Consider the following 14,492-nt stretch of genomic DNA (forward strand, 5'->3'; position numbering starts at 1 on the left):
CCCAGGGCGCCCGCTCCGCACCATGGGAGCGGGCGCCCCTAGCCCAGCGGAAACCGCAGCGTCACGCAAGCGCCGCCCTCCGCGGCGTCGCGGTTCGCCAGCTCCACCGAGCCGCCGTGGCGCGCGGCGGCCTCCGCGGCCACGTGCAGCCCCAGCCCGCGGTGCCCGCGCGCGGCGCGGGCGGGATCGCCCTGGTAGAAGCGCTCGCATCCGCGCTCCAGCGCCTCGGGCGAGAAGCCGGGCCCCACATCGGTCACGCTCACCGCGAGCACGCCGCCGGCATCGGCCGCGCCGTCCGCCCGCACGCGCACCTCCACCGTCGAGTCGGCGGGCGCGTGCTCCACGGCGTTCGCCACCACGTTCATCACGGCGCGCTCCACGAGCGCCTCGTCCATCCGCAGCGCCTCGGGCAGCCCCGCGCCCTCACTCCACGCCACCTGCGCGCCGCCGCACGCCGCGAGCGCCTCGGCCTGCGTGCGCAACCGCACGAGCAGGGGGCGCAGCGGACGTTCGACCGGGGCGAACACCGTCGCGTCGCCCAGCGTCGCGTCGATGAGCGCAGCCAGGTACGTCCCCATCTGGCGCGCCCCCTCGGCCGCATCGGCCGCGCACGGGCGCTGATCGTCCGTCAGCTCGCCCTCCAGCAGCAGGTCGACGTTGCCGCGCACCACGGTGAGCGGCGTCTTCAGATCGTGCGCGAGCGCGGCGATCTGCTCGCGCTGCGCCTGCTCGCTCCTCCATTGCGCCTCGAGGGAGCCCTTCAGCGAGGCGCGCATCTCGTCCATCGCGCCCAGCACGCCGTCGATCTCGCGCACGCCCGACGTCCCCACCTCGAAATCGAGGTCGCGCTCCTCGATGCGGCGCGCGGCGTCGGCCAACGGGGCCATCTTGCGCGACAGCACGCGCGCCGCGCGCACGTCGTGCCCGTCCTTGCCGAGCGTGCGTTCGAGCAGGCTCCTGATCGCCGGCTCGTCGTCCACCGCCAGTATCCGCGCCATCGTCGCTCCTTTCCTTCGTCGTCGAGTGTAGCACGAGGCGGCTACCCCGTCCCGCCGCCCCGCTCCGCCGCCTTCGCGCCCCGCCACCGCTTCCCGCCGGTCCCGATCCGCATATTCGCCCCGAACACACGCTTGGAGGCCGTTTTGCGTGTGTTTCGGGCGAATATGCGGATCGGCGGGCTCCGGTCGGGCACGGAAGGCAGAGCGGAGGCGGGAGGGGCGATGCCTCATTCCCCGCCGCGGCGGCCTTCGAAGCGGTTCGCGCAGGCCAGCGTTACGACCAGCACCAAAGCCGTCACGACGACGCTCGCGAGCGCCACCGTCGTCCAGGCCGACGCGAGCGCCTGCGCCTGGCCAGCCGCGCCCATCGCCGAGGCTATGGACGCCTCGAGCGGGAGCGTCGCCAGGCGGGACGGCCAGGCGAACGGCACGACCGCGGCCAAGCCGATGCCCAGCGCGCCCGACAGCGTTCCCGTCACCAGCCCGTTCGCCAGCCCGCCGAGCAGCGCCATGGCGGCGATGAACCCGAGCGCACCCAGGCCGATGGACGCGTTGCGTCCCCATTTCAGCGCCACGAGCAGGAAGATCGCGTACGAGCACGCGCTTCCCAGCGCGATGCCCAGCACGGCCAGCGCGAGGGCCGAAAACTCCGGCAGCGCCCGCCCCGCAAGCGCCAAAGCCGCGCAGAACAGCGCCGCCGCCCACGCCGCCGCCGCGAGGCCGAGCGCCAGCAGCGCCGCGAGCTTCGCCGCGAGCGCAGCGCGACGCGACGACACGCCCAGCAGGTTCGCCCCTTCGCCCGCGCGCTGCTCCGCGTCGGCCGCCAGCCCGCACGCGATGCCCGCCAGCAGCGGCGCGCCGGCGCCGAGCAGCTGGAAGAACGCGTCGGTCCCCATGAGCGAATCCCAGGCCGAGAACGCGAAGTACGCGCCCGCCAGCCCGCCGAGGACCGTCGCCAACACCGCATGGAGCCACACGAGGGGCGAGCGGCGCAGCCGCGCCGCCTCCGAGCTCAGCGCGTGCGCGAACGTCACCCGCGCCATCATGCGGCCTCGCGCTTCGAGAACCACGCCGCCCCGGCGATGGCGAGCGCGGCGAACAGGGCGACGGCCACCGCGAGGCCGAGCACGGCGTCCCCTCCGAACGTGCCGAGCGCGTCTCCCGCCTCGAGCGGCACGCCCGAGGGCGCCACGCCCAAGAGCGGCGCCACCGCGCACAGCGTCGTGGCCGGGGGAAACGCGAACCACGCGTCCGACGTCCACAGGGCGATGCCCACGCCCACCTGCACCAAAGCCGGAATCGCGATGCCGGCGAGCGTGCCGAAGCGCAGGGTCAGCGCGAGCGCGGCGGGAACCATCCACGAGCTGGCGAGGGTCAGCAGGACCGCCGCGGCCAGCCCCTCGGCGAAGCTCGGCCCCTCGGCGCCGAGCGCCGTGAGCACCGTCGAGCAGGCGAGCACGACGAGGTTCGCCCCCAGCACGAGCGCGAGCGCGTATGCCACCTTGGCCCACCACGTGCGCGCCGGCGGCAGCGGAAGCCCGAGCACCGGGCGCAGCTTCTGCCGCGCATCGAGGTTCGCGATGGACGCGCAGATGAGCGCGATGGCCACCGGCATCATGAGCGCGTACCAGTAGTTCCACAAGCACGTCGCGATGCCGCCGATGGCGCCCGTGCCCGGGATCACGCCCAAGGACAGCACGCCCAGCGCGCAGAACGGCAGCGGCGCGATGAGCGCCACCTTGCGCGGGGCGCCGCGGCGGCCCTTGAGCACCTCCGCCTTGAACACGGTCGGAAACGATCCTGCTGCAGCTCCCATCATGCCACCGCCTTCCCCATGCACACGTCCATGAACAGCCTCTCCAGATCGACGCCCGTGTCGAGCGGCGCCTCAAAGGCCAGCCGGCCCTCCACAATGATGCCGACGAGGTCAGCCACGTGCTCCACTTCGTTCAAGATATGGCTCGACAGCACCACGGTGATGCCGCGCTCCGGGAACGACCGGATGAGCGCGCGCAGCTCCTGGATGCCCACCGGGTCGAGACCGTTCGTCGGCTCGTCGAGGATGAGCAGGCGCGGGCTGCCCACGAGCGCGAGCGCGATGCCAAGGCGCTGCTTCATGCCGAGCGAGAACTGCCCCGCCCGCTTCGAGCCCGTATGGGCGAGCTCCACCGTGGCCAGCGCCTCGTCGATGCGGCTCTCGGGCACGCCCAAGAGCGTCGTGCGCACGCGCAGGTTTTCGCGCGCGGTGAGGTTGTCGTAGAGCGGCGGCGTCTCGATGAGCGCGCCGATGCCGTCGAGGTCGGCGCGCGTCCACGGGCGCCCCGCGAAGGCGATGCTGCCCGACGTGGGGCGCAGCATGCCGCACACCATTTTAAGCAGCGTCGACTTCCCCGCGCCGTTCGGCCCCAAGAGGCCGTACACCGAGCCCTCCGGCACGTGCAGCGACACATGATCGACCGCCGTCTGCCCCTTGAACGTCTTCGTGAGCGCGTTCGTTTCCAGTAGGTTTCCCATAGACCTTTCCTTTCTCTTGCCTGAACCCAGGATGCGCCCGGTTCTTAAAGATTCGTTAAAGGCAGGGGAAACAATCGCCGCGCGCACGCGGTGCCCTATAATGGGAGTTCGTTCTCGGAAGGGGAAGGAACCGCATGGGCTTTCTGCGCGCCGATTTCACATGGGGGTGGAAGGCCCTCGTCATAGCCGGGATCGCGCTGCTGTTCGGCGGGTTCGCCGTGCTCATGTACGGGGAATTCTCTCCTTCGATCGGGCTCCAAGGCGTGATCGACTACGGCATCAGGGCCCTCGGCTTCGTGGCCATGGGCACGGGCGTGGTCTGCTTCGTGCCGGTGATCCTGCGCGACCCCTGGCGCTCCCGTCCCCGCACCGAAGAGGGCTGGCGCACGCTGCGGGGCGAGGCAGCACGCGAGGCGGGCGTTATCGCGCTCAACCTCGTGTGCTACGTGGGCGCGGGGCTCGTCGCCCTCGGCGCCCTCACCGCGCTCGGCCGCGCGCCGGTCGCCGCAGGCATCACCATGCTGATCTCCCTCGCCGTGCTGGTGCGGTACCGGTGGCACCGATGGAAGCACCGCTGCACGTACGATCACCTCAAGCCGTTCGGCATCGTCCTTATCATGCTCGCGTTCGGCTTGGTCGCCGGCATAATCGGAGGGATGCAGGCCGCCGATGCCATCGCGGATGCCGCCGAGGGCCCCAGCGAGGAAGCGTGCATGCTCAACGGCTTCAAAGAGCAGCGCCCCTCGGGTCGCGGCGCCGCCTTCAACGCCACCGACCTCGTAATCGATTTCACCACCGGGGTCGGCAACAAGCACGTGTACGTGTCCATCAAGGAGCAGGACCGCGCCGTGCTCCAGCAGATCGTGGACACCGGCGGTTTCGTGCGCCTCACCTATTACCCGCGCACGAACGTGTTCGTGCGCGCCGAGTCCTCCCTGGGTTGGCGCACGACTGACAACACTTCGGGCGCGAACTGAACGTCCTCGCTGGCACTGCGCCCTGCTTTCACGGGCGGCGGCCGCCGGCGAAGCGGGTGCAGTCCTTGCCCTCGCGCTTGGCGTCGTAGAGCGCCCGGTCGGCGGCGGCGAAGAGATGCTCGTAGTCGTCGCCGTCCGCGCCCGCCAGCGCCACGCCCACGCTGAGCGTGACCTGCCGGCCCGACACCTGCAGCGCCGACGCCGCCCGGCCGAGGCGCTCGCCGGCCTTGCGCGCACGGTCCGCGTCGGCGTGCGGCAGGAACAGCACGAACTCGTCGCCGCCTATGCGCGCGGCGAAGCCCTCCTCGCTGCGCAGCCCCTCGGCCAGCACGCCCGCCGCACCTACCAGCAGGTCGTCGCCCGCCAGATGGCCGTACGTATCGTTGACGGCCTTGAAGTCGTCGATGTCCGCCACCAGCAGGGCGCCGGTTCCGCGCTCGGCACATGCAGGCAGCTGCTGCGCAACCAACTCGGCGGCCGCCCCCTGGTTGAGCAACTTCGTCAGCGGGTCGCGGCGCGCCTGGTCGACCAGCTGCTCGATGCGGCGTCGCTCCTCGGTAACGTCCTTCCAGCTGCCGATGGTGCGCACGGGCCTTCCCTCGGCGTCGCGCAGCATGCGGGCATGCATGCGCACCCAGCGCCACGCATCGCCGCTCCCGGCAACGCGGTGGTGCACCTCCATCGTGGTGGAGCCGTCGTCGCGCAGCGCCTCGGACAGGCGGCGGAAGTCGTCTGGGTGGATGCGCCCCGACTCCGCGGACGCGGTGTAGCGCGGGTAGCGGCGCTCCTCGGGCGGAGCCCCGTCCGCAGTCGCAGCTCCGCGCTCGAACTCTATGAGCGCGTCCTGCTCCACGTCGTACTCGAACAGCACGTCGGTCACGCTGCGCAGCGCTATGCGGTAACGCTCCTGCTCGAGCAGCAGCGCCTGCTCGGCCCGCTTGCGCGACGTGATGTCCATGAGCAGGCTGCTGATCTTCACGGACCCGTCGACGGCCTTCATCTTGCGACCCGAGTCCATGATCCACGCCAGCTCGCCGTTCTTCTTGCGCACGCGGTACTCCGTCTCGTACGACGACCCCTGCGCGAAGCAGCGGCGCACGTCCGCGAGCGCTTGGTCAAGGTCGGGCGGGTGCACGATACCGGAGACCGTGCCCCCGCTCATGGACATGAATTCCTCGGTGGTGTAGCCCAGCATGCGCGCCAGGCCCTCGTTCACGTACACCAACCGGTAGGGCTCGCCGTCCTCGCTCACCTTCAGGCCACCGGCGATATTCGCCGTTATGAGGTCGATGGTCTCGGTTTTCTCGCGCACCAGCTGCTGCAGGTACTCGTAGCTTTGCCGGCCGGCCTCGAAGGGAAAGTACTCCTCGTCCTTCATGGCCTGGTAGGGGTTCGACACGTGGACGTGCCCGATCCTCAGCTCGCCGCCCTCGTCCACCAGCTCGTAGCTGCAGCGCTGGCGCTCCTCCAGCACCAGGCCCGAGTCCGCGCTCGTGCGCACCCGGTAGCGCCCCATGACCGTGCAGGAGCGCTCCCCCACGTTCACCAGGCGGAAATCCTCGTCCGACACCTCGCATGGCGGCGCGAGCGGGGCGCGCTCCTGCAGGTACGACACGATGCCCTCGGAATCGGTGGAGAACTCGACCTCGCCGGCGCCTATCCAGGAGAAGCCGTCGGCGAAGCGGCCGACCACGCGTTCCACGTCCTTGCCGGAGTAGAACAGCCGCACCGTCTCTGAAACGTACGCGATCGCCTTGTCGAAAAGCGGGTTCATGCCCATCCCCCCAGCCTGCCAAGCCTCACGGTTCGACGGAGGGCTCCCCTCGCCCTTCATCGTCGCTTGCGCACCCCCTTGGCAATAGCGCGCCACTGGCAGTATGGCCTTTCAACCAGGCGTTGACGGGCGCGCATGGCAATCGGGAGAAAAAATCGACAACCGGAACGCCCGGGCGCAGCGGCGGCGCAGGAGAGGTTTGGTGCTGCCCCCGGCCAGCCAGGACCGGAAGCGTATGCCGGGGTCGCAGTCGTTCGCCTCGAGGCAGAACCGGGACGGATCCCCGTCGTCGAACGCGCCGGCGTCGGAAGAAAGGAGTTGCGCACGCGTAGCACGGCACCTGGAACGGCAAGGCGAAGGGCGGGTCCAGCTCGCACGAACGAGGCGCGCCCGGCATCCCTTGGGGGGTGGGATGCCGGGCGCGCCTTCCTGTGTTTCAGACCGCCCTTACTGTATGACGTAATCTAATAGTTGTCAATGACTCCTATTGTAGTTTTTCGCGAATAGACGCGGAGCGGGCCGCGTTCTTGTATCATGGTTGCACGACGGAACGCGCGCGTGCGGCACGGTGCCGCACGCGGGAGGAAGGGAGCGCCCATGGAGGCCTACAAGCAGGAGTTCATCGAGTTCATGGTGGAGAGCGACGTGCTCAAGTTCGGCGACTTCACGCTGAAGAGCGGCCGGAAGTCCCCCTTCTTCATGAACGCGGGCGCCTACGTGACGGGCTCGCAGCTCCACCGCCTGGGCCAGTTCTACGCCCGCGCCATCCACGACGCGTTCGGCCTGGACTTCGACGTGGTGTTCGGCCCGGCGTACAAGGGCATCCCGCTTTCCGTGATCACCACGATGGCGCTCTCGGAGCTCTACGGCAAGGAGGCGCGCTACTGCTCGAACCGCAAGGAGGTCAAGGACCACGGCGACACGGGCATCCTGCTGGGCTCGGCACTTCATGACGGCGACCGCGTGGTCATCGTGGAGGACGTGACCACGTCGGGCAAGTCCATTGAGGAGACGCACCCCATCCTCATGCAGCAGGCGAACGTGGAGGTGGTGGGCCTCATGGTGTCGCTCAACCGCATGGAAGTCGGAAAGGGCGGCGAAATCTGCGCGCTCGACGAGGTGCGCGAGCGCTACGGCTTCGCATGCGCGTCCATCGTGGACATGGCCGAGGTCACGGAGCACCTGCTGAACCGCGAGTGCCAGGGCCGCGTCGTCATCGACGACGAGGTGAAGGCCGCACTGGACGCCTACTACGAGCAGTACGGCGCGAGGTAGCCCCGCCCTCCCGCAGGTGCGGCCGTCAGGCCGAACGAGGCAAAAGACGGCCATCGGGAGGAACGACAGGGGGAGCGCATGGTGCGCTCCCCCTGTCGTTCCTCCCGGGCAGACCCAGGTCGCCTCGCTACCCGTTCGCCGCCACGAGCAGGGCCGTCAGCGCCAGGACGAGCAGCGTGCAGGCAAGCCCCGCGGCGTTGCACCAGCGCAGCGCGCGCCCTTCCGAGCGGAAGGCGCGGCGCGCGAGCGCGTAGAAGCCCAGCCCCAGCGCGCCGCCCGCCGTGTTCGCGATCAGGTCGGTGACGTCCGACGCCCCCATGGCGAACGCGAACTGCAGCACCTCGAAGCCCAGGCTCACGGCCGCCACGGCCGCGATGCCCCGCCACAGCGGCTGGCGCCCTGCGAGCATGCCCAGGTACAGCCCGAACGGCACGAACGCCACCAGGTTCTCCACGGTCTCGCGGTAGTCGGCCGCGCCGTTGATGACCGTCGCGCCCGCCAACGGCACCAGGTTCACGCTGCGCATCGTGCCTGCCACGTCAAGCGAGAACTGCCCTTTAAGCAGGACGATCCATACCAAGAACGCCAGATAGACCGCGAAGAGGAACCCGGTGAGCGCCCGGCTTCCCAAGAACCCCGCCGGCCGTTCCATCTGGAACGCCGCCGGTGCGGCGATACCCGGAAGGCCGTCCGCCACGCCACCTGCCCCGTGCCCGGCCCTGCGTCCCAGCCCGCGTTCGGTCGCGCCGCGGGGCCCGCCGTCGCGTTCGCCGTCCCTCGCAGGGCCGTCCGCCCTGACCGCTGCCTTGCCTGCACCGCCGCAAGCCTTTGACTGCTCCATAAGGCCGCTCCTTCTCCGCTTCCGCCCGGTTGCGCCCCGGTGCGCGCAACCGGGGCAGGAAGAAGCGTACCGCCCTGAGGCCCCCGCCCCACCCCGCGCGCGCCAACCGTAGCCGCAACTTCAGCGCCGGTTAAGGAACGCTTAAGGGACGGGAGCATGAGGGGGCACGGCAGCCTTCGCAGCCGACGGAGCGTGGCTGCACGGCTGCCGTCAAGAGGCGCTGTCGGCACGCCGCCTTCCGCAAACGACAAGCAGCCCCAAGCCTGCCAGGACGGCCGTTGCGTTGAACAGGAACAGGGCCGCCGCCCCCGCCGCCTGCAGTACGAAACCTCCCAGAACAGGACCCAAGCCCATGCAGAGATCCGGTCCGAGATAGAACGTGTTCGCAGCGCGCCCAATCCGATCCTTCGAAACCCCGCGCACCGACTCTGCCTGCAGGGCGCAGTACGCGGACCCCTGCCCCGCCCCCATGCACACTCCCGCCACGGCGATGCCCGCGAACGAGTCCACGAACGCCGCCGCCAGCATCCCGAATGCGGCGAGCATCATCATGGGAGCCGCTACCGCGCGGACACCACGCGCATCGCTGATGCGCCCAGCCAAAGGCCGCGCCGTCGCCGTTGCCAAGGAGTACAGCAGAAAATACAGGGAGGCACCCTCGATACCGCGCATCTCGCCTACCACGAGCACGAACGACGACGTCACACCCTGCGCCACCATCAGCAGGCCGGCTATCGCGGAAAGCAGCAGCGCGGGGCCGTAGAGCCAATCTGAGGGCCCACCGCGAAACCGCCCGCCCGACGACGCGCGAGCCCCCGCAGCGGGAGGCGCCTTGAACAGGGCCGCCATGACGAACCCCGCCGAGAGCAAAGCCCCCGAGACGGCGAAGGCGCCCGCATAACCTGCCGTGTCGCCGACGAGGGAGCCGAACGCAGGACCGAGGGCGCAGGCTATCGTGTAGGCCGCCCCCAGCCACCCCACGCCGCTCCCCACCCTCTCCTCGGGGACCACAAGCGATGCAAGCGATACGACGACGGTCGATTTGAAGGCGAAGGCAAACCCCTGCAGGGTCAGGAAAAGCGTCATGAGCGGAATCGACCGGAACAGGGCGCACCCCAAAGCCGATATCGCGAAAAGCCCGCAGGACACGGAGAGCAGGTCCTTTTTCCCCAGCCTGTCCGCCGCGATTCCGCTCACCGGCCTTGCGGCAAGGGCTGCTGCGGCAAGGAGCCCCGCGAGGAACCCTGCCAAGGTCAGGGACGCTCCCAACGAAACCGCATAGCCTGCGACGAGGGGGCGCGTGAGGTACAGTCCGAACTGTAGCATCGCCTCGATGCAGAACAGCTGCGCGAACTTCGGGTTCCACAGCTTTGCCCTCCCCATGCCTCCCCCCCCTCCCCGCGGCCCTGGCTCCCAAAGCTGGAATCCAGGCCGAGCCAAGTTCACGTCGTACGCGCCAAGCACCGGCGCCGCTCAAGCTGGAGAGGAGCCGGGCGCGGCCGTTCCCGACCGCGTGCCTTGAGCCCGGCTCCCAGCGCTCACGGCAGGAACACCGAGCACTGCGCCCCGCGTTCGGACATCTTCGCGGCCAGCTCCTCGAGCGTGCCATACTCGATGGCGTTAGCTAGACAGTGCAGCGCGCACGAGGGCTCCCCGCCCGCGGCAACACGGCCCTCGCACAGGTTGCACGAGGTGGTGGGCACGGGGACGTACTTACCCTCCCAGGTGCCGTCGGTCTTGCGCCACGGCCCCATCTCCAAAAGCTTGATGCCCCATTGCCCCAAGGGCAGGCTCAGCTCGTTGCGGCAGGCGATCTCGCAGGTGTGGCAGCCGGTGCAGTACTCGTTGTCTATCATCAGTCCATAGGTGGCCATATCAATACCTCCCTTCCAGGCTAGTTTTCGGTCCGGTAGATCTTGCAGGGCAGCGCTCCGTAGTGGGAGCCCAGGCCCAGCTTCCCGATCTCCTTCCACGGCATGAGCGAGTTGATGGACGACTTGCGCACGCTGAACAGCTCGGCGTCCTTGTCCTCCGGGTACCACCATCCGTGGTCGCACCCGATGACTCCCTCCTTCACGATGGGCGTGATGTCGGCAACCATCTGGCACTTCCCCCAGGGGTTCTCGATGGTCACCCAGTCGCCCTGGCCGATGCCGTGCTTCTCGGCGGTGGCGGGGTGGATCTCCACCGTGGCTGCGGTGCGTATCTCGCGCAGCGAATCGATCATGCGGTGCTCGGTGTGGAACGACGTGGGACGGCGGGCGCCCGTGACGAAGTCGAGCGGGTACTCGTCGATCCATTCGGGGCGCGAGCGCTTGGAGAAGCGCGGCTCCTCGTAGTAGGGCAGCGGATCCTCGCCCAGGTGCTGCTTCACCGTGCTCCACAGCTCCACGCGCCCGGTGGGTGATTTGAAGCCCGGCTTGCCGTCGGCGCGCAGCAACCCCAGTTCGTACTGGTAGTAGGGAATCTCGTAGCGGCCGTACACCCATTCGCGCAGCGTTTCGTAGGTCATGTCCTCGCCCGTGTCGGGGTCGGCCGTGTAGGGTATGTTCTGGATCTTGTTGTCCAGGTACGCATGCGGGCTCGACCACTTCTCGGCGTCCTCGGTGCGGTCGGGGTTGATGCGGTGGTCGAGGTCGAGCATGATCTCCAGGTCGGACTTGCACTCGCCGAGCGGCTCGAGCACCTTCGTGAGCGCATGGAACTGGCCGGGCTGGTTGCAGCCGTGGAACGTGACGATGCCCTCGTGCTCGAGCGAGGTGGACACCGGAAGCACCACGTCGGCGAGCGCCTGGATAGTGGGGTTCATGAAGATGTCGGTGGCCACCACGAACTCCTTGTGGCGGCATGCCTCCATCCACTGCATGGGCTGCTGGGTGATGCACGACGAGATGAAGTTCGAGCTCTGGATGAACAGGAACTCTATCGGGTACGGGATGTTCGTGCGCAGCGTGTCCAACGTGCAGTCGGGCTGCGTGGTGTTGATGATGAAGTCCATGGCCGGATACTGGTCGTGGCCGGCGATGGGGATGGGGTTCGTGTCCTCTTCCTCCACCAGCATGCCCACGCCCTTGCGGCCCGTGGAGCCGCCGTTGAGCATGGTCTGTCCCAGCTTGATGCCGCCCGGGTTGTCCAGGTTGCCGCAGATGGCAAAGATACCCCAGATGGCATGGCATATCTGGAGCGTGTTGGGGTTCTGGTCGGTCTTGAGGCCCACCGACGCCGTGCACGGCTTCTGCGCAAGGCAACGGGCGGCGGCGTAGATGTCCTCGACCGGCACCTCGCAGATCTCGGCGGCCCTCTCGGGCGTCATGGTGCAGCAGCGCTCCGCGTACTCGTCGAAGCCGTACGTCCATTTCTCCACGAAGTCGTGGTCGTAGAGGTCCTCTTTGATGATGACCGCGTTGAATGCCATGGCGAGCGCCGCGTCGGTGCCGGGCCGGATCTGGAAATGGTAGGCGGCGTGGCGGGCGAGCCAGTTGGCGCGAGGGTCGACCACGATGACCTTCATGCCGCGCTTCATCATGTCAACCGTGCTGTGCCCGAACAGGCCGTCCGGGTTCGACCACAGCGTGTCGCGGCCCCACACGAGCATGTAGCGGGGCAGCTCGTAGCGCGGGTCGTCGTAGCGGTCCTTGAAGCCGAAGGCGCCGTCGTACTCCACGTAGGCGCAGCCTAGAAGCCAGTCCATGGCGGTCTGGCGCGGGATGACGCACGACCAGCCGCCGTTGGCGTGGATGGCCGTCCGGCTGTGGAACACCTGGTTGCACGTTTGGAACTGGTACGCGCTGGCCTCGCGGCCGGTGCCCGTCCAAACCGACACCGTGTCGGGGCCGTATTTCTCGGTAAGCTCGCGGTACTTCTCCACGATGATATCGTACGCCTCGTCCCACGAGATGCGCTCCCACTTGTCGGGCTGGCCGCGGTACGCGCGATCGCGCTTCATGGGATACAGGAGACGGTCCTCGTGGTAGAGGTACTCGGGCAGCGTCAGGCAGCGCACGCAGAGGCGCCCGTTCGTGATGGGCTGGTCGGGGTCTCCTTCCACCTTCACCAACTTGCCGTCCTTGACGAACGCCCTCAGGCCGCAGCCGACGCCGTGACAACCCGGGGGCGACCACTGGGCCGTGCGGTACACCTTCGTCCCATCCTCGAGCTCCGTGACGCGAGGCGTCTCGGACACGCGGGTCAACTCACTCATGCTCTCTCCTCTCTGTTGCGCTCCGCCCGTTAGCGAAGCGGTTTCCCTGGTTGTGCGGGCCGACGGAGGGCTGCGCGCCGCCGGGCCCGGGCGATGCGGCCCGGTCGGCCGCCGCGAAGAGCCCGCTGCCGCACACGGCGCAGCGGACGAGGCTCTCGCCCGGCTCCACAACATGCCCGCAGTCGAGGCAGACGGGCGGCGGTGGGGCGATACCCCATTCCATCTCGTCGCATTTCCCGCAGTGGTTGCACACGTAGCAGCGCTCCATGACCGGTCAGCCCTTCACGACCGCCGTGTCGGCGAGCCAGTTGAGGGCGGCGATGCGCTTCGCTGCATCCTCCACCACACGGCGCCTCCCCGTGCGCTCGAGCGTTTCCAGGTCGTACGACCCGGCGCCGAACGCCTCCTCGCACGCAAGCCGAAGGTCATCCTCGGCAAGCTCCATGCCGCGTGCGTCGAACAGGGCCTCCAGCGCGAAGCCCTGGCGCAGGTTCTCGCCCGACTTGATGAGCAGCTGCACGGAGAGCTCCTCCTCGTTCATGCGCTCCTGCTCGTAGTAGTCGTCGATCGTCTGGCCCTTGCCGGCCAGCTCGCGTTCGAGCGAGCGGCGCAGGCCGTCCCGCGAGGCTTGGTAGAACGCGTCGGGAATAACCCCTTGCAGGCGCTTCTCCAGCTCGATGTTCGCCAGGCGGGCATGCGCGTCGCGGTTGAGCAGCGTAGCCTCAGCCTCGAGGCCGCGGGCCACCGCAGCCCGGAACTCCGCCGCCGTGGAGGCGCCCTCTATGCTCTCGGCGACCCACGCGTCGGTGAGGGCCGGCACTTCCTTGCGCAGCTGGCCGAGAACCGTGACCGTGGCCGTGTAGCACTCCACGTCGCCGTCGCCGAGGGCTCGCGGCCGCGGTACCTCGTAGTCGAAGGTGCGCGTCTGGCCCACGTCCATGCCCACGAGCCGCTCGACGAAGGATTCGGGCATGGAGCCGTCCGCCAGCTCGAGCACCATGCTCTTGCCCGTGAGGCGCGGCACCGGCCGCCCTTCCAAGAACGTGGCCACGTCGACGCTCACGACGTCGCCGAGCACGACCGGGTGCGGGTCGGCCGGCAGGAACTCCGCGCGCGCCTCCATGAGCTCCGCGATGCGGGCATCGACCAGCTCGCCGGTCACCCGGACATCCTCCGTCTCGATCTCCACGGGGTTCGCCGACGACAGCGAAAGCGCCGGCTTCTCCACCGCGGACAGCTCGAAGGCGAAGTCCTCGCCCGCGTCCGGGTACGCCGTGGCGCGGACGCGCGGCGTGAGCGCCGGCTCGATGCCGAGCGCCGCGAGCGCCTCGCCCGCCGCTCGGTTGACCACGAAGTCGCGCCGCACCTCGCGGTAGTCCTCCGGCGGCATCGTGCGCGCGGCGGCGGCGTCCACATCGTCCCACTGCGCATCGGACGGCAGCTTGCACGCCGCGCCCGCCGCGCCGTAGAACTCCGCCAGCTGTCGGTGCACCTCGGCGGCGTCCAGCACGACGGCAACCTCCACCGCGCCGGTCGCCTCATCGTCCGCCCTCTCGAGTTTCTTGAAGTCCATGGCTCGCCTCCCGTCCTTGGCTGCGTCTCCGGCGCTACTCGGCCGCAGGGGCCTTCGGGGCCGCAGGGGCTCCCGGCGCCGCCGGGGCTTTCGGGGCAGCTGGCGCTCCGGGGGCACCTGGCGCCCCGGGCGCCCCCGGCATGCCCGCGATAGGCGGGGCGCTCGGCAGCGTCGCGCCGCACTGGTCGCAGTTCTCGTTATTGAAATCGTTGGTCGCGCCGCAGGCGGGACACGTCTTGTCCATGCTGATGGCAGCTGGTCTGAAGCACATGTGAGTCCTCTTTTCCGTTGGGGACGGGCCGTCCGCAGCCATTCGCCGCGGCGCAGGTCGCTGACCGG

General features: G+C 69.2%; 14 protein-coding genes. 2 read left to right on the forward strand and 12 right to left on the reverse strand.

Going from position 1 to position 14,492, the window contains the following annotated elements:
- Positions 1–38: 38 nt before the first annotated feature.
- The 4 genes from C1877_RS03735 to C1877_RS03750 all read right to left on the reverse strand — a co-directional run bounded on the left by C1877_RS03735 (position 39) and on the right by C1877_RS03750 (position 3,512).
- Positions 39–998 (reverse strand): sensor histidine kinase, encoded by a 960-nt coding sequence (locus C1877_RS03735; protein ID WP_244909784.1) that lies wholly within the window; start codon positions 996–998, stop codon positions 39–41.
- A 227-nt stretch (positions 999–1,225) separates the two neighbouring features.
- Positions 1,226–2,044 carry an ABC-2 family transporter permease gene (locus C1877_RS03740; RefSeq protein WP_244909785.1) on the reverse strand — a complete coding sequence of 273 codons (819 nt, stop codon included), beginning with the start codon at positions 2,042–2,044 and terminating at the stop codon, positions 1,226–1,228.
- Positions 2,041–2,817, reverse strand: coding sequence for a lantibiotic immunity ABC transporter MutE/EpiE family permease subunit (locus C1877_RS03745; RefSeq protein WP_114568413.1), 777 nt, complete (start codon positions 2,815–2,817; stop codon positions 2,041–2,043). The genes C1877_RS03740 and C1877_RS03745 overlap by 4 nt, the downstream gene beginning before the upstream one ends.
- The gene (locus tag C1877_RS03750; RefSeq protein ID WP_114568414.1) at positions 2,814–3,512 is read right to left on the reverse strand and encodes a lantibiotic protection ABC transporter ATP-binding protein; all 699 of its coding nucleotides are present in this window, start codon (positions 3,510–3,512) and stop codon (positions 2,814–2,816) included. The genes C1877_RS03745 and C1877_RS03750 overlap by 4 nt, the downstream gene beginning before the upstream one ends.
- A gap of 134 nt (positions 3,513–3,646) precedes the next feature.
- On the opposite strand from C1877_RS03750, the gene C1877_RS03755 reads away from it, so the two are divergent.
- Positions 3,647–4,489 carry a hypothetical protein gene (locus C1877_RS03755; protein ID WP_114568415.1) on the forward strand — a complete coding sequence of 281 codons (843 nt, stop codon included), beginning with the start codon at positions 3,647–3,649 and terminating at the stop codon, positions 4,487–4,489.
- A gap of 28 nt (positions 4,490–4,517) precedes the next feature.
- On the opposite strand, the gene C1877_RS03760 is transcribed toward C1877_RS03755, so the two are convergent.
- Positions 4,518–6,263 (reverse strand): sensor domain-containing diguanylate cyclase, encoded by a 1,746-nt coding sequence (locus C1877_RS03760; protein ID WP_114568555.1) that lies wholly within the window; start codon positions 6,261–6,263, stop codon positions 4,518–4,520.
- A gap of 597 nt (positions 6,264–6,860) precedes the next feature.
- On the opposite strand from C1877_RS03760, the gene pyrE reads away from it, so the two are divergent.
- On the forward strand, positions 6,861–7,538 hold the full coding sequence (gene pyrE / locus C1877_RS03765; protein WP_114568416.1) for an orotate phosphoribosyltransferase: 678 nt from the start codon (positions 6,861–6,863) through the stop codon (positions 7,536–7,538).
- 127 nt (positions 7,539–7,665) lie between these two features.
- On the opposite strand, the gene C1877_RS03770 is transcribed toward pyrE, so the two are convergent.
- The 7 genes from C1877_RS03770 to C1877_RS03800 form a co-directional block, all read right to left on the reverse strand.
- Complete coding sequence (locus tag C1877_RS03770) at positions 7,666–8,379, reverse strand: VanZ family protein (protein ID WP_114568417.1); 714 nt, start codon at positions 8,377–8,379, stop codon at positions 7,666–7,668.
- Between the two features lie 210 nt (positions 8,380–8,589).
- Positions 8,590–9,762: an MFS transporter gene (locus C1877_RS03775; RefSeq protein ID WP_114568418.1), complete on the reverse strand. Its 1,173-nt coding sequence runs from the start codon at positions 9,760–9,762 to the stop codon at positions 8,590–8,592.
- Between the two features lie 155 nt (positions 9,763–9,917).
- A complete protein-coding gene (locus C1877_RS03780; RefSeq protein WP_114568419.1) occupies positions 9,918–10,253 on the reverse strand; it encodes a 4Fe-4S dicluster domain-containing protein in 336 nt (111 codons plus the stop codon).
- 20 nt (positions 10,254–10,273) lie between these two features.
- Positions 10,274–12,580, reverse strand: coding sequence for a molybdopterin-dependent oxidoreductase (locus tag C1877_RS03785; RefSeq protein ID WP_114568420.1), 2,307 nt, complete (start codon positions 12,578–12,580; stop codon positions 10,274–10,276).
- Positions 12,573–12,848, reverse strand: a complete 276-nt coding sequence (locus tag C1877_RS03790) for a hypothetical protein (protein ID WP_114568421.1) — start codon at positions 12,846–12,848, stop codon at positions 12,573–12,575. Before C1877_RS03790 ends, C1877_RS03785 begins: the two co-directional genes overlap by 8 nt.
- 6 nt (positions 12,849–12,854) lie before the next feature.
- Positions 12,855–14,153 carry a trigger factor gene (locus tag C1877_RS03795; RefSeq protein WP_114568422.1) on the reverse strand — a complete coding sequence of 433 codons (1,299 nt, stop codon included), beginning with the start codon at positions 14,151–14,153 and terminating at the stop codon, positions 12,855–12,857.
- Positions 14,154–14,187: 34 nt separating this feature from the next.
- Positions 14,188–14,424 carry a hypothetical protein gene (locus C1877_RS03800; RefSeq protein ID WP_087191973.1) on the reverse strand — a complete coding sequence of 79 codons (237 nt, stop codon included), beginning with the start codon at positions 14,422–14,424 and terminating at the stop codon, positions 14,188–14,190.
- Positions 14,425–14,492: the final 68 nt, after the last annotated feature.

Origin of the sequence: Gordonibacter pamelaeae (genome assembly GCF_003340385.1) — a bacterium.
Lineage (GTDB): Bacteria > Actinomycetota > Coriobacteriia > Coriobacteriales > Eggerthellaceae > Gordonibacter > Gordonibacter pamelaeae.